General features: G+C 73.7%; 22 protein-coding genes. 9 read left to right on the top strand and 13 right to left on the bottom strand.

The window, feature by feature from the left end:
* Positions 1-45: 45 nt before the first annotated feature.
* Positions 46-678 carry a nucleoside/nucleotide kinase family protein gene (locus ACZ67M_RS05230; RefSeq protein WP_469849597.1) on the bottom strand — a complete coding sequence of 211 codons (633 nt, stop codon included), beginning with the start codon at positions 676-678 and terminating at the stop codon, positions 46-48.
* A gap of 163 nt (positions 679-841) precedes the next feature.
* Here ACZ67M_RS05230 and ACZ67M_RS05225 point away from each other — a divergent pair, with 163 nt between their 5' ends.
* Together ACZ67M_RS05225 and ACZ67M_RS05220 are read left to right on the top strand one after the other, a co-directional pair.
* Positions 842-1,321: an anthrone oxygenase family protein gene (locus ACZ67M_RS05225; RefSeq protein WP_469849595.1), complete on the top strand. Its 480-nt coding sequence runs from the start codon at positions 842-844 to the stop codon at positions 1,319-1,321.
* A gap of 150 nt (positions 1,322-1,471) precedes the next feature.
* Positions 1,472-2,962: a glutamate synthase subunit beta gene (locus tag ACZ67M_RS05220; RefSeq protein WP_469849594.1), complete on the top strand. Its 1,491-nt coding sequence runs from the start codon at positions 1,472-1,474 to the stop codon at positions 2,960-2,962.
* A 91-nt stretch (positions 2,963-3,053) separates the two neighbouring features.
* On the opposite strand, the gene ACZ67M_RS05215 is transcribed toward ACZ67M_RS05220, so the two are convergent.
* Both ACZ67M_RS05215 and ACZ67M_RS05210 read right to left on the bottom strand, forming a co-directional pair.
* A complete protein-coding gene (locus tag ACZ67M_RS05215) occupies positions 3,054-3,329 on the bottom strand; it encodes a DUF397 domain-containing protein (RefSeq protein WP_161330137.1) in 276 nt (91 codons plus the stop codon).
* Positions 3,330-4,190: a helix-turn-helix domain-containing protein gene (locus ACZ67M_RS05210; protein ID WP_361361373.1), complete on the bottom strand. Its 861-nt coding sequence runs from the start codon at positions 4,188-4,190 to the stop codon at positions 3,330-3,332.
* A gap of 257 nt (positions 4,191-4,447) precedes the next feature.
* Here ACZ67M_RS05210 and ACZ67M_RS05205 point away from each other — a divergent pair, with 257 nt between their 5' ends.
* The 3 genes from ACZ67M_RS05205 to ACZ67M_RS05195 all read left to right on the top strand — a co-directional run bounded on the left by ACZ67M_RS05205 (position 4,448) and on the right by ACZ67M_RS05195 (position 7,746).
* Positions 4,448-5,107, top strand: coding sequence for an ATP-binding protein (locus tag ACZ67M_RS05205; protein ID WP_469849592.1), 660 nt, complete (start codon positions 4,448-4,450; stop codon positions 5,105-5,107).
* Positions 5,098-5,538 carry a hypothetical protein gene (locus ACZ67M_RS05200; RefSeq protein WP_469849591.1) on the top strand — a complete coding sequence of 147 codons (441 nt, stop codon included), beginning with the start codon at positions 5,098-5,100 and terminating at the stop codon, positions 5,536-5,538. Before ACZ67M_RS05205 ends, ACZ67M_RS05200 begins: the two co-directional genes overlap by 10 nt.
* 342 nt (positions 5,539-5,880) lie before the next feature.
* Positions 5,881-7,746: an ABC transporter ATP-binding protein gene (locus tag ACZ67M_RS05195; protein WP_469849747.1), complete on the top strand. Its 1,866-nt coding sequence runs from the start codon at positions 5,881-5,883 to the stop codon at positions 7,744-7,746.
* Between the two features lie 9 nt (positions 7,747-7,755).
* On the opposite strand, the gene ACZ67M_RS05190 is transcribed toward ACZ67M_RS05195, so the two are convergent.
* From ACZ67M_RS05190 to ACZ67M_RS05170, 5 genes are all read right to left on the bottom strand, one after another.
* On the bottom strand, positions 7,756-7,938 hold the full coding sequence (locus ACZ67M_RS05190) for a hypothetical protein (protein ID WP_122615046.1): 183 nt from the start codon (positions 7,936-7,938) through the stop codon (positions 7,756-7,758).
* A 179-nt stretch (positions 7,939-8,117) separates the two neighbouring features.
* Entirely contained in the window at positions 8,118-8,807 is a 690-nt protein-coding gene (locus tag ACZ67M_RS05185; RefSeq protein ID WP_385802970.1) for a DUF899 domain-containing protein, read from the bottom strand.
* A 112-nt stretch (positions 8,808-8,919) separates the two neighbouring features.
* Positions 8,920-10,284: an amidohydrolase gene (locus ACZ67M_RS05180; protein ID WP_469849588.1), complete on the bottom strand. Its 1,365-nt coding sequence runs from the start codon at positions 10,282-10,284 to the stop codon at positions 8,920-8,922.
* A gap of 52 nt (positions 10,285-10,336) precedes the next feature.
* Entirely contained in the window at positions 10,337-12,193 is a 1,857-nt protein-coding gene (locus ACZ67M_RS05175) for an FUSC family protein (protein ID WP_469849586.1), read from the bottom strand.
* Positions 12,194-12,342: 149 nt separating this feature from the next.
* The gene (locus ACZ67M_RS05170; protein WP_469849584.1) at positions 12,343-13,122 is read right to left on the bottom strand and encodes a nucleotidyltransferase domain-containing protein; all 780 of its coding nucleotides are present in this window, start codon (positions 13,120-13,122) and stop codon (positions 12,343-12,345) included.
* 151 nt (positions 13,123-13,273) lie between these two features.
* Here ACZ67M_RS05170 and ACZ67M_RS05165 point away from each other — a divergent pair, with 151 nt between their 5' ends.
* Positions 13,274-13,687: a Rid family hydrolase gene (locus tag ACZ67M_RS05165; protein WP_161327371.1), complete on the top strand. Its 414-nt coding sequence runs from the start codon at positions 13,274-13,276 to the stop codon at positions 13,685-13,687.
* Positions 13,684-14,154, top strand: coding sequence for a GNAT family N-acetyltransferase (locus ACZ67M_RS05160; protein ID WP_392009322.1), 471 nt, complete (start codon positions 13,684-13,686; stop codon positions 14,152-14,154). The genes ACZ67M_RS05165 and ACZ67M_RS05160 overlap by 4 nt, the downstream gene beginning before the upstream one ends.
* A gap of 87 nt (positions 14,155-14,241) precedes the next feature.
* Here ACZ67M_RS05160 and pip read toward each other — a convergent pair whose 3' ends face one another.
* Together pip and ACZ67M_RS05150 are read right to left on the bottom strand one after the other, a co-directional pair.
* A complete protein-coding gene (gene pip / locus ACZ67M_RS05155) occupies positions 14,242-15,207 on the bottom strand; it encodes a prolyl aminopeptidase (protein WP_469849582.1) in 966 nt (321 codons plus the stop codon).
* A 32-nt stretch (positions 15,208-15,239) separates the two neighbouring features.
* Complete coding sequence (locus ACZ67M_RS05150) at positions 15,240-15,962, bottom strand: uracil-DNA glycosylase (protein WP_361361391.1); 723 nt, start codon at positions 15,960-15,962, stop codon at positions 15,240-15,242.
* 73 nt (positions 15,963-16,035) lie between these two features.
* Here ACZ67M_RS05150 and ACZ67M_RS05145 point away from each other — a divergent pair, with 73 nt between their 5' ends.
* Positions 16,036-16,575 carry an RNA-binding S4 domain-containing protein gene (locus ACZ67M_RS05145; protein ID WP_361361393.1) on the top strand — a complete coding sequence of 180 codons (540 nt, stop codon included), beginning with the start codon at positions 16,036-16,038 and terminating at the stop codon, positions 16,573-16,575.
* Between the two features lie 41 nt (positions 16,576-16,616).
* Here the strand turns inward: ACZ67M_RS05145 and ACZ67M_RS05140 are convergent, their stop codons facing one another.
* Complete coding sequence (locus ACZ67M_RS05140) at positions 16,617-17,036, bottom strand: DoxX family protein (protein ID WP_392103574.1); 420 nt, start codon at positions 17,034-17,036, stop codon at positions 16,617-16,619.
* Between the two features lie 136 nt (positions 17,037-17,172).
* A complete protein-coding gene (locus ACZ67M_RS05135) occupies positions 17,173-17,859 on the bottom strand; it encodes a class I SAM-dependent methyltransferase (protein ID WP_361361397.1) in 687 nt (228 codons plus the stop codon).
* 172 nt (positions 17,860-18,031) lie between these two features.
* Here ACZ67M_RS05135 and ACZ67M_RS05130 point away from each other — a divergent pair, with 172 nt between their 5' ends.
* On the top strand, positions 18,032-18,289 hold the full coding sequence (locus ACZ67M_RS05130) for a DUF6343 family protein (protein ID WP_163015661.1): 258 nt from the start codon (positions 18,032-18,034) through the stop codon (positions 18,287-18,289).
* Between the two features lie 3 nt (positions 18,290-18,292).
* On the opposite strand, the gene ACZ67M_RS05125 is transcribed toward ACZ67M_RS05130, so the two are convergent.
* Complete coding sequence (locus ACZ67M_RS05125) at positions 18,293-18,673, bottom strand: tetratricopeptide repeat protein (protein ID WP_361361401.1); 381 nt, start codon at positions 18,671-18,673, stop codon at positions 18,293-18,295.
* Positions 18,674-18,694 lie beyond the last annotated feature (21 nt).

Here is an 18,694-nt window from a genome sequence, read left to right as displayed (position 1 = left end):
ATGCGCATATAAAAGCGCTTTGGGGAAACTGACGCGCCGAACCTGTCAGCCGCTCCACGCGGGGTGCCGTGGATCGTCGGCCCGCACCACGACGTCGGCGGTGCCGGCGGGGTCGGTCTCCTCGTCGTAGCGCTCGAAGGCGGGCAGGGTCCACCGCTCGGCCTCCGTGGTCCGGCGGCGCAGCGCTCCGGGGGTGAGGACGAGATGGACGCTCAGATCGAGGGGGAACCAGTGACGCAGCAGGAACGGGCCGTGCAGCAACAGCACACCGCCGGGAGGGAGTTGGAGGTGGGGGCTGCGGGTGGCGCGGTCGGTGACCGGGTCCCACAGGTCGGGCAGGGCCCGCCCGTTCCCCTCGGGCCCGAGGGGGTCGAAGACCTCGCGCCACAGGGCGCCGATGTCGTACCAGCCGTTGTAGTAGGACTCGGTGTCCCGGTGCCCGTACTCCAGGCGCAGCGAGGCGGGGCGCAGGAAGCCCTCCGTCCCGACGACGAGGGAGGGCCGGCCGCGGACGCGCAGCGCCTCGGCGACTCGTTCGGCGAGGTCGCCGGGGCGGGCGGCGGGGGCACCGTCGAGGGCGACGCGGGTCCAGGCGCTGCCGTCCGCGGGTTCGAGGTCGAGCAGGCGCTCGGCGAGCTGGTCGCCGAGCCGGTCCCAGGTGATCGCTTCCAGTCGCACCCGCCCATGATGCGTCACTCGCCGGTGCGCCCGCTTGGACGCTCGCGCATGGGCGGGCGCGGGTCGGCCATGGTCACCGTGCTCGCGCGGCGGTTGACTTGGGGTCACCGACGGCGGACGGCGCCGGTCGGGCGACCGGTCGACGGGTGGGAGTTGACGCGACATGATCGACGGACCGTATTTCGTGCTGACGGTGCTGGGTGTGCTCGGGGCCGGTCTGACGGCCGGGGTGTTCTGCGCCTTCTCGACCTTCGTCATGCGGGGACTGGCCGCGCTGCCGCCGGCTCAGGGGGTCGCCGCGATGAACTCGATCAACAAGGCGGCGGTGCGGCCGCCGTTCATGGCGGTGTTCCTCGGGACGGCGGTGCTGGCCGCGGTGATCGCCGTGGTGACGTTCGTGCTGTGGCCGGGGGAGGCCGCGGCGGAACTGCTGCTGGGCAGCGCGCTGTATCTGATCGGGTCGTTCGGGGTGACCGTGGCCGCCAATGTGCCGCGCAACACCGCCCTGCTCGCAGTGGAGCCGGGCTCCGCGCAGGCGGCCGACCGGTGGACCGCGTACGTGCGCGAGTGGACGGCGTGGAACCACGTAAGGACGATCGCCTCGGCCGCGGCGGCGGTGGCCTACGTGCTCGCCCTGCGCTGAGGGAGCGGGCGCCGCCCGCCCGCTCGGGCGCGGGAAAGGCGTGCGGCGCTCTGCGTCCGGGGCGGGCCGGACGTATCGTGGGGCGCAAGAGCGCCGCCCCGAACGCAGAGCGCCGCACGGCCAGCCACCCCGCACGCAAGGGAGAGGGCCATGGCCGATCCGAAGGGTTTCCTGACGACCCCCCGCGAGGAGTGGCCCCGCAGGCCGGCCGAGGAGCGGGTGCGGGACTGGGACGAGGTGTACGTCCCGGGCGCGCTGCTGCCGATCGTCGGCGCGCAGGCCGACCGCTGCATGGACTGCGGCGTCCCCTTCTGCCACGAGGCCTGTCCGCTGGGCAACCTGATCCCGGACTGGAACGATCTGGTGGCCCGGTCGGACTGGCGGGCGGCGAGCGAGCGGCTGCACGCCACGAACAACTTCCCCGAGTTCACCGGCCGGTTGTGCCCCGCGCCGTGCGAGGCGGGCTGCGTCCTCGCCATCAACCAGCCGGCCGTGACCATCAAGAACGTCGAGTGCGCGATCGCCGACCGCGCCTGGGAGGAGGGCTTCACCCCGCCACGGCCGCCGGACCGGCTCTCCGGGAAGACGGTGGCGGTGATCGGCTCGGGCCCCGCCGGTCTCGCGGCGGCGCAGCAACTGACCCGGGCCGGGCACACGGTGGCGGTGTTCGAACGGGACGACCGGCTCGGGGGGCTGATGCGGTACGGGATCCCCGCGTTCAAGATGGAGAAGCGGCATCTGGAGCGGCGTATCGAGCAGATGCGGGCGGAGGGGACGAAGTTCCGGACGTCGACCACGGCCGGCAGGGACGTGGGCGCGGCGGAGCTGCGGAGCCGTTACGACGCCGTGGTGGTCGCGACCGGGGCGACCGCCTGGCGCGAGCTGCCCGTGCCGGGGCGGGAGCTGGCGGGCATCCACCAGGCGATGGAGTACCTGCCGCTGGCCAACCGGGTGTGCGAGGGGGACCTGGAGCGCTCCCCGCTGTCCGCGGCGGGGAAGCACGTCGTCATCGTCGGCGGCGGCGACACCGGGGCGGACTGTCTGGGCACGGCGGTAAGGGACCGGGCGGCGTCCGTGACCCAGCTGGACATCTACGCGCAGCCAGGTGCGGAGCGGGACGAGGAGGCGGAGCCGTGGCCGGTCTACCCGCGGCTCTACCGGCTGTCGGCGGCGCACGAGGAGGCACGCGATCTGCGGTCCGCGCCGGCGGCGGACGCGGACGCGCGGCTGTTCGCGGCGTCCACGCTCCGCTTCACCGGGGACGACGACGGGCATGTGCGGTCGCTGCACCTGGTCGGGGTGGACGCGGGGCGCCGTCCGCTGCCCGGTACCGAGCGCACGCTCCCCGCGGACCTCGTCCTGCTCGCCCTCGGTTTCTCGGGGCCCGACCGGGAGGACGGGCTGGTCGACGGGCTGGGGCTGGGGCTGGAGTCCCGGGGCACGATCGCCCGGGACCAGGACTTCGCCACCGGCGTCCCGGGGGTGTTCGCCGCGGGGGACGCGGCGCGCGGGCAGTCGCTCATCGTGTGGGCGATCGCGGAGGGACGGGCGGTGGCGGCGGCCGTCGACCGCCACCTGTCCGGCGGCCGCACTCGGCTCCCCGCCCCCGTGGGGCCCTACGACCGGCCGATGAGGGTCTGAGCGGCCCGCCGGTGACGGGCCGCGAGAGGCAATCAGGTCAGGTCAGGTCAGTGCCAACAAGCTTAAGAACAACAAGATCAACACACATGTCTCAGGACAGCAGGAAGTCCGCCTCTCCCGCCTTCGCTCCCTCGATGAAGGCCGTCATCTCCGCGGAGGTGTAGATCAGCGCGGGCCCCTCCGGATCGGTGGACTGCCGGACCGCGATCCGGCCGTCGGCGAGCTTCATGGCCTCGAGGCAGTTGCCTCCGTTGCCGCCGCTCCACGGCTTGTGCCAGCCCTCGCTGCCCAGCTCGCCGGCGGGCATGCCGTTGTAGATCCGCTCGCCGCGGGTCCGTGGCGAGCGCTGGGGTTTGATGCGGTTCATTCACAGCTCCTTGCGGAGATCCCGGAGGATCTCCTTCGTGCGATGTGCCGTGGCGGCCTGCGCCGCCATGCGGTCCATGACCTCGAGATGGGTCGCCACCTCGGCGCGCGCGTCCAGGTAGACGGCGCCGGTCAGGTACTCGCTGTAGACCATGTCCGGAAGTTCCGGCATGGCGAATCGGAACAGCACGAAGGGCCCGTAGGTGCCGGGGTGCGGCCCGTTGGAGAACGGGGCGACCTGCAGCGTCACGTTGGGCAGCTTCGTGGCCTCGAGCAGCCTGTCGATCTGGGCACGCATCACCTCCGGGCCCCCGACGGGGCGGCGCAGCGCGGTCTCGTCCATCACGACCCACAGCCGGGGCGCGTCCTTGCGGGTGAGCAGCTCCTGGCGCTGCATGCGCAGGTCGACGTGGCGCTCGATGTCGTCGGGCCTGGTCTGCCCGATGGCCCCCGAGCGCAGCACGCCACGCGCGTAGTCCTCGGTCTGCAGCACTCCCGGGACGAAGTGCGGCTCGTAGGAGCGGATCAGGGCAGCGGCGCCCTCCAGGCTGACGTACAGCGAGAACCAGCCGGGCAGGATGTCGTGGAAGCGCTGCCACCACCCCGGTTTGTTGGCGTCCTCGGCCAGCTGCACGAAGGCTTCGGCCTCCTCGTCCGAGACGCCGTACGCCTTCAGCAGGAGCTGGAGGTACGGGATCTTGAGGGCGACCTCGGCCATCTCCATGCGGCGGACGGTGGCGGGGGCGACGCGCAGGATGCGGGCGGCTTCCTCACGTTTGAGGCCCGCGCGTTCCCGCAGGTCCAGCAGGCGCCGGCCGAGTACGACCTGGCCGACCGTCGGCGCGGACCGCGGCTCACTCACCGCCCACCTCCTGAAGAGTCCCGAAGAGTCCTTGCGTCCCTGTGCCCGGCGCCGGTGCCTCGGCGCCCGTGCCTGGTGCGGACAGCCCGGCGGCGCCATCCGAAGACCTGTTCGAAAACCTGTGCAGGCCTTCGCCGGACTGAAGTGGCGCCGCTCGACGTGCTGTTGCGAGCAGTGTGCCACGGCCGTCCAGAACGTCACACAGCACTCTGCATTTTTCAGAGTGACACTTGCCAAGTGTTCACGGCGGGGCGATAGTGGCAAGCGTGATTCCGTCCGCGCCCTTAGGAACAGACGCCACCGCGGGCTCCCTGGGCCTCGGTGCCGCCATGGGAGTCGGCCCTTCGGGGACCGCAGCCGCCGAGCGCCGGTTCCGTTTCGAACTGGCCGCACATCCGAGTTCCCCCGCGCAGGCGAGACGCCTGACCCGGGCTCGGCTGAACGGCTGGTCGGTGTGCGAGGACACCTGCGACACCGCGGCCCTGGTCGTCTCCGAGCTGGTGACCAACGCGATCGTGCACACCGCGAGCAGACACATAGTCTGCGAGCTGCACGACGGGGACGAACTGGTCCGCATAGCCGTGCGCGACGAGGGCTGCGCCCCCGGCCAGCCCCACCCCGCGGACGATCAGCAGCCCGAGGACGAACACGGCAGAGGACTGCTCCTCGTCGACGCCCTGTGCGACGCCTGGGGCGCCCACGAGCACGGCCCCGGCCTCCTGGTCTGGGCGGAGCTGCCGCGCAAGGCCGACGCCCCGCGCGACCCGTCGGAGCCCCACAACGATCTCGGCTGGGGTGCCCGCCCGAAGCCCGGCCCCGCCGACGACACGGGCGACGAGGACGAGGCGGAGAACCACCTTCGGCCGTCCCGGGGTACGGGGAGCGAATGGCGCGGGACGGGGACCGAATGGCTCTGAGGGCCGCATCCGGCATCCGACCGCTCGGTCTGGACACGATGGTCCGCCTCCAGCGCGAACGAAGCGCCTCCGGGGCACCCCTGCGACTTCCCGTACCGGACGGCATGACGGTCCCGCTGGGCTGCGACGCGGTGGCGGTTCCCGCCTACCTCGCCCAACAGGTGCTGCCGAGGCTGCCGCGCGTCGGGTGCATCTACGCCGATGAGACGCACTGGTGGTGGATCGTTCCGTCCGACTCCGACTACGCCCTGGAGTGGCCCTCGCCCGCGCGGTACGTCACCGGAGCGGTGGTCCCCGGCGCCTCGGACGTTCCCGGCCTCATCCACCGCCCGGACGGCACGGTTCCGTACACCCCGCCCATCCCGCTCTACCTGGCGCTGTGCAGGCTGACGAACACGACGCCCACCTGGTCCCGGCCGGTGAGCGCGTAGGCGCCGCCGCGCCCCGCCACTCCCCCGCGAGCCCCGCCCGCCCCTTCGCCGTCACACACTCCCTCCCCCGCGGTGCCGGCCCGCCCCGCACGCCCGCACGAACCGCTCCGGGATCCGGCCGCTTCGCCCCGCGCGCCCCCTTCCGGCTCCGCCGGGTCCGGCGTGCGCCCGCGCGCTCCGCCCTCCCCCTCCCGCGCCCTGCCCCCCTGGCGTCCCGCCCCGCGATAGTGGCCGTCCGTCCACGATCGGGGGAGGCCGACGGTGCGCAGGAAGGGCAGCACGGAACCTGCCGGGGTGTCGGAGTCGGAGCGGCTGCTCTTCGGCGGCCCCCTGCGCTACGACATGGGCTGGAACCAGCACGCCGACGCGTTCCTCGAGCTGGGCTTCCGCGCGATGCTGACCCGGTTGCCGTCCCTGCTGGCGTCCAGCCTCCGGCTCGCCCGGCAGGCCGACCCGCGGGCGGCGCGGACGGTGCTCGCGGCCGAGGTGGGCCGGGGCCTGGCGCAGGCGGTCAGTCTCCTCGCCGTCAACAGCGCGCTGGCCGGGCTGATGGCCTCCGGTCCGATCGATGAACGCCTGAGCGGGACCGTCCCCGCGCTGGTCACGGTGGCCTCCGTGATGCTGGTCGCGGCGCTGCTGCGGGCGGCGTCGACGTACGCGACCGGGCGGCTGGAGCCGAAGGTGGAGCGGGTGGCCACCGAGCGGTATCTGGAGCGGGCGGCGGCCGTGGAGCTGTCCGCGATCGAGGACCACGCCTTCCACAAGCTCCTGGACACCGCCCAGTACGGCGCGGCCTCCGCGCGGCGGATGATCTCGTACGGCACCCGCGTGGTGAACGCGATGATCTCGCTGATCGCGGCGGCCGGCGTCCTGACCGTGCTGCACCCGGCGCTGCTGCCGCTGCTGGTGACGATGACGCTGCCGAGCGCCTGGAGCGCGCTGACCCTGGCCCGTCGCCGGTACGAGTCCTTCCACGCCTGGGTGCAGCACGAGCGGGCGGGGCGGCTGCTGGGCAGTCTGCTGATCGAACCTGCCGCGGCCCCCGAGATCCGGGTGCACTCGGTGGGCCCCTTCCTGCTCCGGCACTTCCGCGCGATGTCGGAGACCGCGGAGGCGGAGCAGGCCAGGCTGGCCCGGCTGGCGGCCCGTACGGGGCTGGTCGCGTCGGCCTGGACGGGGGTGGCGACGGCGGCGACGTACGCGACCCTCGGCGGGCTGCTGCTGGGCGGCGCGATGGCCCTGTCCGTGGCGGGCACCGCGGTGATCGCCATCCGCACCGGCTCGCAGAGCCTCGGCACCCTGGTCGTCGAGGTCAACGCGCTCCACGAGGAGGCACTCTTCGTCGGCGACCTGGACCGGCTGCACGTGGAGGCGGCCGAGCGGGCCATCCCGCTGGGCGGCGCCGCGCTCCCCGAGGACCCCAAGGAGATCCGCTTCGAGGGCGTCACGTTCAGCTATCCGGGCGACGCGACCCGCCCGGCGCTCGACGACGTGACGCTCTCCCTGCCGCTGGGCCGGATCGTGGCCCTCGTCGGCGAGAACGGCTCGGGCAAGACCACGCTGGTCAAGCTGCTCGCGGGCCTCTACACACCGGACCGGGGCCGCGTCACCTGGGACGGTGTCGACGCGGCGACGGCGGACCGGCACGCGCTCGCCGAACGGGTCGCGATGGTGGCCCAGGACTTCAAGCGCTGGCCGTTCACCGCGCGGGTGAACGTCGCCGTGGGCCGCTCCTCGGTGCCGCTGGGCGACGAGCGGGTGGCCGACGCGGTCGCCGAGGCCGGCGCCGAGGACGTCGTCGCGGATCTGCCGCGCGGCCTGGACACCCTGCTCGCCCGCAATTTCAGCGGGGGGCACGAGCTGTCGGGCGGCCAGTGGCAGCGGGTGGGGATCGCGCGGGCGGCGTACCGGCAGGGCCGCATCCTCATCGTCGACGAACCGACGGCGGCCCTGGACGCCCGAGCCGAGCTGGAGGTCTTCGAGAAGATCCGAGCCCTGGCCGGCAGCGGGCAGACCGTCGTCCTGATCACCCACCGGCTGGCCTCCGTGCGCCACGCGGACCTGGTGCACGTCCTCGACCAGGGCAGGCTGGTGGAGTCCGGGACCCCGGACGAGCTGCTGGCCACCGGCGGGGTCTACGCGGAGCTGTACTCGCTCCAGGCGGAACAGTTCACCAAGGCGCCGGTACCGGCCCCGGAGGCGGGCTGACCCGGGTCGTCAGGCCGCCGCGTCACTCGCGGCGGCGCCGCGCACCACGACCAGGAACATGTCCGTGGCGAGGTCCATGACCACTTCGGCGGGCTGGCCCTCCAGCCGCCGTGCCTGTGCGAACTCCTCCGCCGGCCAGGACCCTCTCGGTCCACCTGCGGGAAAGCGTTCGAGCACTGTTCGCCCGTTCACTCCGCACCTCCATGTAGCGCCGTACTCGTAGAGAGTTAAACGCCAACCATGAAGCGAAAGCCTCGCGCGGTGATGGTACTGAGACATAGTTGACACTCGTTCACCGCAAAGGGTGAGCCGTGACGCGGCCGTTCGGCCGTTTCCGCTACGAAGCGACTACGTAGGGTCTACGGAGCGCCTCAGTCCTCGTACTCGTCGTGGTAGCGGACTCCCTCGCTGCCCGCGGGCGCGCCGAGAGCCGTCGCGCGCCCCTCGGGTTTCTCCCACGGCTCCTGCCGGCCGAGCGCGGTCAGGTCGAGCAGGCTGGTGGTGGAGCCGATCCCGTCGAGGCCGCGCTCGTACGTCGAGTAGGTGTGGAAGACGCGCTCGCGGTCGCGCAGGAAGCAGCTGAGGCCCGGCCGCTCGACCAGCTCGCCCTCGTGTTCGAGGGTGACCTCGAAGTCGGCGTTGAAGTCGCTGACGTACGACGAGTACCAGGGCAGCGTCCAGCCCATCCGCGCCTTGAACGGAAGGATCTTCGGGTAGGGCGCCCGGGAGACGGCGGCGAAGGACGTACCGCGGGCCCTCAGGTGCGCGAGGTGGCCGATCTGGTCCAGGAACCCGGAACAGCTGCGGCAGCCCGCCTCCCACTCGGGCGCGAACATGAAGTGGTAGACGACGAGCTGGTCGCGGCCCTCGAAGAGGTCGAGGAGGGTGGCCTTGCCGTCGCCGCCCTCGAACACGTACTCCTTGTCGACCTCCGTCATGGGCAGCCCGCGCCGTTCGGCGTTGAGGGCGTCACGCGCGCGGGTGGCCGCCTTCTCCTTGACCAGTAAGGCCGCGCGCGCCGCGCGCCAGTCCGCGCGGGTCACGATCTCGGGCAGCGACATGGCTCCAGCTCCTCCATTGCGACGGAACGTCGAAGGGTGGTGACTGCCGGGAGGAGAAGAACTCATCGCGGCTCGGAGAACTTTCTTCTCCGGGCCGCCGCGCGGATGCGGTTCAGGTGTCGTACTCCTGGACACGCCGCCCGTGGCCGCGGTCGGTGAGGGCGGGCAGCCGCTCCTCCAACTCCCGCACCACGGCGGGCACGTCGAGGGTGAGCAGCACGCGGTCCCGCATGAGGACGCGGCCGTCGACGATCGTCGTGCGCACGTCGGCGGAGCGGACGCTGTGCACCAGGGTGGCGGCGAGGTCGTGCACGGGCTGCGTGTGCGGCCCCGTGAGGTCGACGAGGATCAGGTCGGCCCGCAGGCCCGGCGCGATGCGGCCGACGGTGCCGGCGAGCCCGACCGCCTCGGCGCTCTGCAGGGTGGCGTGGTGGAGGGCCTGACGGGAGGTCAGCCAGCGTGGATCGCCCTCGGTGGACTTCTGGATCAGGGAGGTGAGCGCCATCGACTCCCACACGTCGAGGGAGTTGTTGGAGGCGGCACCGTCCGTGGCGAGGCCGACGGGGATCCCGATGTCGCGCAGGGCGCGCACCGGGGTGGTGCCGGGCCAGGCGAACTTGAGGTAGCCGCGGGGTGCGGTCGCCACGGCCGTACGGCCCTCCGCGCGGGCGAGGAGCGGCAGATCGTCCCCGGTGATGCCGGTGCCGTGCGCGATGAGCACGTCGGTGCCGAGGATGCCGGTGCGCTCCAGAACCCGGATCGGGGTGGCCCCGTGCCGGGCGAGGCTGGTGTCGGTCTGGTCCCGGTTCTCGGCGGCGTGGAGGTGTACGGGCAGTCCGTGGTCACGGGCGAGCGCGGCGGTGGCGGCGAGGTCGGCGTCGGTCACCGTGTAGGGGGCGTGCGGGGCGAGGGCGGTGGTGATGCGGCCGCCGGCGGAGTCCCGGTGCCGCAACGCGAACTCCAGGGACGCTTCCCGCCCCTCGGGGCCCTGCGAGGAGAAGTACGCCTGGCCCAGTTGCGCCCGCATCCCGCACGCGGCGACGACGGCGGCCACGGCGTCCATGGCGAAGTAGCTGTCCGCGAAGGCCGTCACCCCCGCACGGATCATCTCGGCGCAGGCCAGCCGGGCGCCCAGGGTCACGTCCCGTTCGGTGAGGTTGGACTCGACGGGCCAGACGACGTCGTTGAACCACTCCTCGGTGGGCAGGCCCTCGGCAAGGCCCCGCAGGGCGACCATCGGCGCGTGCGTGTGGCAGTTGACCAGCCCGGGGAGGGCGACCTGGCCACGGGCGTCGATGCGGTCGGCGGTGGCCAGGCCGGCGACGGCGGCTGCGGTGGTCACGGAGTCGAAGGCTCCGTCCCGTACGACGATCGCGGCGTCCTCCTGGAAACCGATCCGCTCCCGGTCGTCGTGGACGAGGACGGTGCAGCCGGTGATGACGAGATCCGCGGGCTTCCCGTGCGAAGAAGGCGTCATCTCGCCAACCTACGGGGGCGGACGCCGCCACGGCACCGGTCCGCCGGGGCGCTCACCCCGCGAGCGGCAGTTCGGGGCGGTCGCCGCCCACGCGTCCGCGCCGCTGGGCCAGTTCGTCGCCCAGCTCGGCGAGCCGGGCGGTGTGGCGGGGCGTGAGCCGGCCGGTGTCGTCGAGGTGGACGGCGCAGGCGGTGGTGGTGTCGACGAGCCGTTCGAGGACCGCCGCGACCTCGTCCGTGCCCTCGGAGTGGCGGGCGAGGGCGGGCAGTTCGGCGGCGGCGCGGCCGATGGCGGCGCGTGCCTCGGCGAGTGTGCGGTAGGCCTCGCGGCGCAGCGTCCACCGGGTGGCGCGGTCGCCGGACCCGCTCAGTACGTGCGCGAGGTAGGCCTGCGCGGCGGCGTCGGCGGCCCCGATCCGGGCCCGTACGCCGCCGCCCCGCTGTCCCGGCATCGGCAGATGCCCGACGACCAGCACGATCGCGCAGGCCAGCAGCGTCTCCCCGATGCGGCCTGCGGATGCCTGGGGTTCGCCGCCCACCATGACCAGGGCGAGGACGAGGACGGTGACGACGGTGGTCTGGGCGGCGAAGTGCCGTGCGGCGACCGGCACCAGGGCACCGCACACGGCGACGAGCGCGACCAGCCCCTCGGGCCGGGGAAGTACGGCCGCGAACCCGGCGAACAGCAAGGCGCCGAGCACGGTCCCGGCCGCCCGGCACAGGACCCGCGACACGAGCGGACCGAGATCGGGCTTGACGAGGAAGACGGCGGTGGCGGGCAGCCAGTACCAGTGCTGGTGGGCGCCGTACCAGTGGCCGTGGTGCAGCGCCTGGGCGACGGCGGCGGCGGCTCCGAAGCACAGCCCGGCCCGCAGCCCGTACTCACGCCCTCCCGCCCCGAAGACGTCGCGGGCGAGGGCGGCGGCCGACCGCCTGCGGGTGTGCAGGTCCTGGCCCCTGCCCAGGTCGAAGGCGACCGCGGCGTGCAGGAGGGCGTCGTCCAGGGCGCGCAGGGCGGGGTCGGTGCGGTGGGGCGCGGGCAGCGGTCCCGCGTGGGCGTTGCCGCGTACGGCGGCCGCGAGCCGGCGGGGCCCTTCCGAGGCACGGGCGGGCACCGGACGCTCGGCCCACGCGAGCGCGGTCGCGGCTTCGCCGAGGGGCAGCGCGGCCGCGTACTGGGCGTGCAGTCGGCGTTCGGCGGCGGTGGAGGCACGGCGCCGCAGCCGGGGTCCGGCGAGCGCGTCCTGGGCGTGGTCGAGGGCGGCGGTGAGCGCGGCCCGGCGGGACACGGCGTGCTCGGTGCCGACGGCGTCCAGCAGCGCGGCGACGGCGTCGTACACGTCGGCGACGGCCGCGCGCTCCCCGTCGAAGCGGAAGCCGCCGGTCAGGGAGCCGGGCGTGGGCAGGGCCAGCCGCAGCAGGAGCAGCCATCCGGCGCCGGCGAGGAAGGCCAGCACGCTCTGCCACCCCGGGTCGGGCAGCGGCATCCCGGCGCCCACCGCGCTGCCGACCAGCAGCTGCGTCCCGGCCTGGGACGCCACGGGACCGACGGCACTGACGCCGCCCGCGACCAGCCCCAGCCCGGTCAGCACCAGGGTCAGCGGAACGGCGCCCAGCTGCTGTCCGGCGTACGTCCCGACGAGCAGCCCGGCCACGCCCGCGAGCGCGGGTACGCCGATCCGCCGCACGGACGCACGGCGGCTGCCCGGCCGGTCGTTGATGCCGGCCAGCATGGCGGCGATCGCGGCGACGACCCCGAGGGAGGCCCGCCCGGCGGCCAGCGCGGTGATCAGCAGCGGCCCGCCGGCCAGCGCACCGCGCGTGACCGCGTTCCAGGGCACGGGACCGCGCTGGGCGTTCAGAGCATGGGCGAGCCACGGCGGGAGCACACGGGCGGCGGTACGGAACAAGGGGCGCGGCCTCCTGTCGTCCGGTCGAGGGCGATGACGAGCCTTCGGGCGACGGTGGCCGGGCTGGGTGGTGCGGTGTCAAGGGTACGACCCAACGGCGCGGGGGCGGAAACGGCCGTGTTTCCGGAGGATGACGTCGGCCTCGGCGCCTACGCCGGGCCCTCCAGGGCGACGCGCAGGAACCTCTCGGTGTGCTCCACCGAGCGGGTCAGGGAGTCCGGCTCCGGGGTCAGTCCGGCGACCAGCGCGTCGATCCCGCCCAGGCCGGCGCGCTCGACGATGCCCTTCTCGTTGGTGACCCACTCCCCTCGTGCCGCCAGGACGGCGTGTGCCGTCTGGGTGGTGGCGAGGGCGATGGCGCCGGCGACCTGGGTGAGGGCGCCCCTGGGGGCGTGGCCGGTTCTCGCGTAGGCGAGGGTGGCCGTGGCCGCGCCGTGCCAGTGGGCGGGAGCGGTGGCGCGCAGGGCGTCGGGGTAGCCGGGGCGGGGCAGTTCGCCGCGCAGCGTCCGGTTGATCGCCAGTTCCGCGACCACCAGGTACGTCGGGATGCCCGCCAGGTGGAACATCAGCGGCTCGACGCCGAAGCGGCCCGCCTCCGCCTCCGTCACCTGGTGCTCGACCGCGTCGAGGTCGCGGTAGTGCACGTCGACGCGGCGGCCGTCGATCGTCAGCCAGGCGCCGCCGTTGAAGACGCCGCCGCCCCAGGCGCCGATCTCCGAGACCTCACCGGCCCAGCCGAGGGCGCGGAGGTCGTCGGGGTCGAAGTCGCCCCGGTAGTAGACCGCCATGTCCCAGTCGCTGTCGGGCCTGTGCGTGCCCCGCGCCCTGGAGCCGCCGAGGGTGACCGCCCGGACGGCGGGCAGGGCGGCGAGCCGGTCGGCGATGGTGTCGAGGAAGGCCTCGTCCGTGGGATCCGGGAGGGAGGGCACTGCGGTGGGCTCCTGGCGGTGACGGGGCGACGGAACGGACACCGGAAGCCTAGGCGGGCCCGGGCGCGGTCCGCGAGGGAAAATCGGGTGCGCGGGGTGGGCCGGGAGGCGGACGATCGGGAGGTTGTCCGTCCAGCTTCCAGGAGCCCACGTGATTCAGCGCGTCACCGTGTCCGGTCTCTTCCCGCCGCCCACCTACTCGCACGCCTCCGTCGTCGAGGCCGGCACCAGGCTCGCCTTTCTCGCCGGGGCCGTTCCGCTCGACGCGGACGGGAAGCTGGTCGGCGAGGGCGACGCGGTCCGCCAGGCCGAGCAGGTCGTCGCGAACCTCACCGAGCAGTTGCGTGCCGTCGGCAGCGACCTGCGGCACGTGCTGTCGACCGACGTGTACGTCGTGGGTACCGAGCCCGCCGAGCTGTCCGCCGTCTGGGACGTCGTCGAGGCGTCGGGGCTCAGCACCGGCCCGCACTCCTCAACTCTCCTCGGAGTGAGCTGCCTGGGGTACACGGGACAGCTGGTGGAGATCACGGCAACGGCGGTCGTGCCCGAGGAGGCCCGTCCGTGAGCCCGGACACGGGGGCCGGGGCGGTCGTCCTGCGGCGCGCGTCGGCCGCCGACGCGCGTGCCGCCGCCGACGTGTGGCTGCGCTCCTTCACCGCCGCGCTGCCCACGGTGGTCCGGCCCCGGACCGACGACGAGGTCCGGGCGTACTTCCGGTACGTGGTGGTGGAGCAGCACGAGGCGTGGGTGGCCGAGGAGGCCGGTGGTGCGGTGGCGGGGGTGATGGTGCTGGAGGGCGAGGAGTTGTCGCAGCTGTATCTCGCCCCCGAACGGCGCGGTCGCGGGCTCGGCGACCGGTTCGTCGCCCTGGCCAAGGAGCGCAGGCCGGCCGGGCTCGAGCTGTGGACGTTCCAGGTCAACGCGCCCGCGCACCGGTTCTACGAGCGGCACGGGTTCACCGCGGTGGAGCGGACGGACGGCGCCCGGAACGAGGAGCGGGAGCCGGACGTGCGGTACGTGTGGCGTCCGTAGGCGGGGCCCGTGGGCGGCGTCAGTAGGCGGCGTCCGCAGTCAGGGCGTCCGGTACGTCCGGCCGCCGCGCCCACGCCCGGACGCCGCTCAGGCTTCGCTCCGGGCGTACTTGTCCGTCGCCGCCACGAGTGCCTCGTCCCCGACGGCTCCGGCGTCGTGTCCGGCCTCGTCCACGATCACCAGCTCGCTGTCCGGCCACGCGTGGTGGAGCCGCCATACGACGCCCAGGAGGTTGCCGAAGTCGAGACTGCCCTGGACCAGGGTGCCGGGGATGCCCTTCAGCAGGTGCGCGTCCCTGAGGACCACACCCTCGTCGTTGCCCTCGCCGAGGAAGTGGTCGTTGCTCCAGTAGTGCGTGACGGTGCGGGCGAAGCCCAGGCGGAACTCCGGGTCCTCGAACCGGGCGACCGAGCCCGGCGGCGCCGGGATGGTCGCCGTCTCCCAGTCGGTCCAGGCGCGGGCGGCCCGCTCCCGGACCGCCGCGTCCGGCGACTCCAGCAGCCGGTTGCAGGCGGCGGCCGGATCGCCGTCGCGCCGGTCCGGGGGCAGCTCGGCGAGGAACCGCTCGAAGGCCTCGGGGAAGATCTTGCCCAGCCCTCGGGTGAGGAGGGCCACTTCGGCGTTGGAGCCGGTCGCGACGCCGGTCAGCACCAGCTCGGACACCACCCCGGGGTGCGTCTGCGCGTACCGCAGTCCCAGGGCGGATCCCCACGACACGCCCCACACCAGCCAGCGCTCGATGCCCAGGTGGGCGCGGAGCCGTTCCAGGTCCGCCATGACGTGGGCGGTGGTGTTGACGCTCATGTCGGTGTCGTGTGCGCTCGCGCGGGGCAGCGACCGTCCGGCGCCGCGCTGGTCGAGGAGGACGATCCGGTAGGCGGCGGGGTCGAAGTACCGCCGGTGCCCCGGGCGCGCGCCGCTGCCCGGCCCGCCGTGCAGCACCAGCGCGGGCTTGCCGTGCGGGTTGCCGCAGGTCTCCCAGTGGACGCTGTTGCCGTCGCCGACGTCGAGCATGCCGTGGTCGTACGGTTCGATCTCCGGATACAGGCCCATCGGAGCACCGTAGCGCCGCCGGACCGGGGCGCTCATCCCCTTTGACGGGTGGGCAGGCCCGCCGCGTCCGCCGCGGCCCGCAGCACGTCGCGGAGCATCCCGGGAGTGAGCCGGCCGGTGAAGGTGTTGCGCTGGCTGACGTGGAAGCAGCCGAAGAGGCGCAGGCCGGGCCCGTCGGGCGCGTCCAGCGTGACCCGGCCGCCGTGGGCGAAGGCCGGACGGGGGCGGGGTACGGTCCAGCCCGCGTCGGCGAACGCGGGCAGCGCCGCCTGCCATCCGAAGGCGCCGAGCACCACCACCGCACGCAGCGTCGGCCGCAGCAGGTCCAGCTCCTGGACGAGCCAGGGACGGCAGGTGTCGCGTTCGGCGGGGGTGGGCTTGTTGGCGGGCGGGGCGCAGTGCACGGGCGAGGTGACGCGCACGCCGAGCAGTTCCAGGCCGTCGTCGGCACGGACCGCGGTGGGCTGCGAGGCGAGGCCCACGTCGTACAGGGCCTGGTACAGGACGTCCCCGGAGCGGTCGCCGGTGAACATCCGGCCGGTCCGGTTGCCGCCGTGGGCCGCGGGGGCGAGCCCGACGATCAGCAGGCTCGCGTCGGGCGGTCCGAAGCCCGGCACCGGACGGCCCCAGTACGTCCAGTCGGCGAAGGCCGCCCGCTTCGTACGGGCCACCTCCTCCCGCCAGTCGACCAGCCGCGGGCAGGCCCGGCAGTCCGCGATCCGCTGGTCGAGCGTGGAGAGGCCGCCGGTGTCCATACGTCCACCGTAGAACGATCCCCGGGCGGAAATTGCGGTCCCTCCCGACTGGCCGGGCAGCTAAGGTCGGAGCATGGCTTCCGAGCATGACGAGGGCAAGGTCCCGGCGGACGGGGCGGCCGTCCCGCAGGACGCCCCCGGGGCCCCGGAACAGGACCCGAAGACCGCCGCCGCGATCGCCGCCGCCGAGGCGGCCGGGCCGCAGAGCGGCGAGAGCGTCCGCGTGGACAGCTGGATCTGGGCCGTCCGCCTGATCAAGACCCGCTCCCTGGGCGCCACCGCCTGCCGGGGCGGCCATGTCCGGGTGAACGGTGACCGGGTGAAGCCCGCCTACTCACTGCGCGTGGGCGACGAGGTGCGCCTGCGGCAGGAGGGCCGGGAACGCGTCGTCATCGTGAAGCGGCTCATCCGCAAGCGCGTCGGTGCCCCGATCGCCGCCCAGTGCTACGTCGACAACTCCCCGCCGCCCCCGCCCCGCGAGGCCGTCGCCCCGGCCGGGATCCGTGACCGCGGCGCCGGGCGGCCGACCAAGCGGGACCGCCGTGAGATGGAGCGCCTGCGCGGGCTGGAGAGCCTGGCCCGCGCCCGTAAGGAAGCCGAGACCAGGCCCTGATCGCCGTGACCGGGCCCTGATCCCGTCCTCGGACCGCTCGCTCAGCCGCGCCGGGCCCGGACCAGCCGGAGCAGGTCGCGGTTGTGCCCGCGGCGGGCCCGGGCGATGACCAGGAGCGGCACCAGCAGGACGAGCGGTGTCACCGCGTTCTCACCGTCGAAGTAGGTCAGCTGGACGACGAACGCGCCGACCATCAGCGCGCCGAGCGCCGTCGCCGCCACCGACTGGAGCACCGGGATCAGCAGGGCGACCGCCCCGGCCAGCTCCAGGACCCCGATCGCGTACATGCCGGCGTCGCCCCAGCCCATCGTGGCGAAGCTGTCGGCCGCCGAGGAGTGCCCGACGAGCTTGGGCGAGGCGCTCGCCACGGCGAAGAACAGCGCGAGGAGCACCTGCACCACGCGCAGGGTGATCCGGGCGGTGCGAGCCGTGGGGGCGGTGGAAGCGGCGGTCTCGGCCATGGCGGTCTCCTGAGCTGGGTGGTCCGTGCTGCTGTCGGATGGGTAGACCGCCCGCCGGGCCGGAACTCATCGCCGGATGCCCACTCTTGTGGCAGCAGCCCTGTGGCACCACACCTGTTGCCTCAGGGCTGTTACCTCACGCCCGTGGCATCGGGATCGCCCTCACCCACGTCCCGTCGTCGGTCAGGTACCGGTCCACCCGGAGCCCCGCCTCGGCCAGTGCCCGCTCGAACTGCTCCTTCGTCAGCGGCCGGGCCAGGAAGGTCTGGGTCCAGACCGCGTCGGGGAACTCGTACTCCGCGCGTACCGAGTTGACCCCCTCCGCGACCGGGTCCGCCGACAGGATCCGCACGGTGAAGCCGCTGGGGTCGACCCGCTCGCGCGGCAGATTGGTGTGGTAGTCCGCGCCCTCCCGCTGGATCAGTACGCAGCCGTCGTCCGCGACGTGCCGCGCGCAGGTGCGCAGCAGTCCCCGCCGCACCTCGACGTCCCCGGTGTGGACGAGGAACGACGCCATCATCACCACGTCGAAACGCTCGTCCAGGTCGAGGTGCTCGATCGGGACGCATATGGTCCGTGCGCCGCGCACGTGCTCCAGCATCTCGGCGGACTCGTCGACCGCGGTGACGGAGAACCCGCGCTCCAGCAGCGGATGGGTCATGCGGCCCACCCCGCTGCCCAGCTCCAGGATGCGCGCACCCTCGGGTACGGCGGCGGCGACGATGTCCGGCTCGGGTCCCGCGGGCAGCCGCGAATACAGCTCGACGGCACAGCCGTCCGGGGTGATGGCCCCGGGTCCCGTCCCCTGGTGTCCCTCTCGCATTCTCAGTTCCATGCCCGTCCAACGGCCCGCCACCGCACACCCGTTCCCACGCGCCGCCGGTTCACCCGACCGAGTGAACGCACGCGGTCCGGTGGTGCGGCGGGAACGCCGACGCGGCCCGTTTCCCCCTCGTGGCCCGCCGGAGTACGTTGCTTACAGGAGTGGTGATCCGATGCGTACGGGCAGTGAACCGGCCACCGCGCGCAGTGCACTGCGGGCGCGGTTCTGGCTGAGCCTGTGGGGGCTGGTCTGGGCGATCTTCGGCACGGCGGCCTTCGCGCTCACCGGCCGTATCGGATGGGCCGTGGCCTGCGGTGTGCTCTGGCTGGTCGCGACGATCGACCTCACGGTGGTCCTGCGGCACCTGCGCCAGGGCCCGCACTACCAGCCGGGCCGGGACATCCCGCCGTACCCGCCGCCGAGGAGCTGACCGTCAGGAGTCGAAACGCGCCTGCTGGAGGTACTCCGGGTTCGGATCCAGGGCCGCCGCCAGCCTGAAGTGCCGCCGGGCCTGGTCGGGGCAGCCCCGGCGCTCATAGGTGCGGGCCAGCGCGAAGTGCGCGAACGCGTTGTCCGGCTCGCGCTCCAGGACGATGGTGAACTCCAGCTCGGCCGGTCGCAGTTGCGCCGCTGCGAAGAAGGCACGGGCACGCAGCAGCCGCGCGGCGGTGTTCTCGGGGTGGGCTCCGACGACCGCGTCGAGCAGCTTCACCGCGCCCCGCGGGTCCCGCGCCGCGAGCAACTGCTCGGCGGCACGGAAGTCGATGACGTCCGTCTCCGGGGTACGTCCGGTCGAACCGCTGATCTCGGGCACGGCAGAGTCCTTCCCTCACTG

Source organism: Streptomyces sp. NPDC107500 (assembly GCF_055582785.1).
The sequence above is the reverse complement of the archived record's forward strand: the minus strand, read 5'-3'. Positions and strand labels throughout refer to the sequence as shown.

Bases quoted from the DNA above. Each gene is read 5' to 3' on its own strand.
- ACZ67M_RS05225 (WP_469849595.1), top strand. From the start codon at position 842: ATGATCGACGGACCGTATTTCGTGCTGACGGTGCTGGGTGTGCTCGGG.
- ACZ67M_RS05150 (WP_361361391.1), bottom strand. From the start codon at position 15,962: ATGGACACCGGCGGCCTCTCCACGCTCGACCAGCGGATCGCGGACTGC.
- ACZ67M_RS05180 (WP_469849588.1), bottom strand. From the start codon at position 10,284: ATGACGCCTTCTTCGCACGGGAAGCCCGCGGATCTCGTCATCACCGGC.
- ACZ67M_RS05135 (WP_361361397.1), bottom strand. From the start codon at position 17,859: ATGCGAGAGGGACACCAGGGGACGGGACCCGGGGCCATCACCCCGGAC.
- ACZ67M_RS05220 (WP_469849594.1), top strand. From the start codon at position 1,472: ATGGCCGATCCGAAGGGTTTCCTGACGACCCCCCGCGAGGAGTGGCCC.
- ACZ67M_RS05215 (WP_161330137.1), bottom strand. From the start codon at position 3,329: ATGAACCGCATCAAACCCCAGCGCTCGCCACGGACCCGCGGCGAGCGG.
- ACZ67M_RS05130 (WP_163015661.1), top strand. From the start codon at position 18,032: ATGCGTACGGGCAGTGAACCGGCCACCGCGCGCAGTGCACTGCGGGCG.
- ACZ67M_RS05145 (WP_361361393.1), top strand. From the start codon at position 16,036: ATGGCTTCCGAGCATGACGAGGGCAAGGTCCCGGCGGACGGGGCGGCC.
- ACZ67M_RS05200 (WP_469849591.1), top strand. From the start codon at position 5,098: ATGGCTCTGAGGGCCGCATCCGGCATCCGACCGCTCGGTCTGGACACG.
- ACZ67M_RS05195 (WP_469849747.1), top strand. From the start codon at position 5,881: ATGGGCTGGAACCAGCACGCCGACGCGTTCCTCGAGCTGGGCTTCCGC.
- ACZ67M_RS05185 (WP_385802970.1), bottom strand. From the start codon at position 8,807: ATGTCGCTGCCCGAGATCGTGACCCGCGCGGACTGGCGCGCGGCGCGC.
- ACZ67M_RS05140 (WP_392103574.1), bottom strand. From the start codon at position 17,036: ATGGCCGAGACCGCCGCTTCCACCGCCCCCACGGCTCGCACCGCCCGG.
- pip (WP_469849582.1), bottom strand. From the start codon at position 15,207: ATGGGCCTGTATCCGGAGATCGAACCGTACGACCACGGCATGCTCGAC.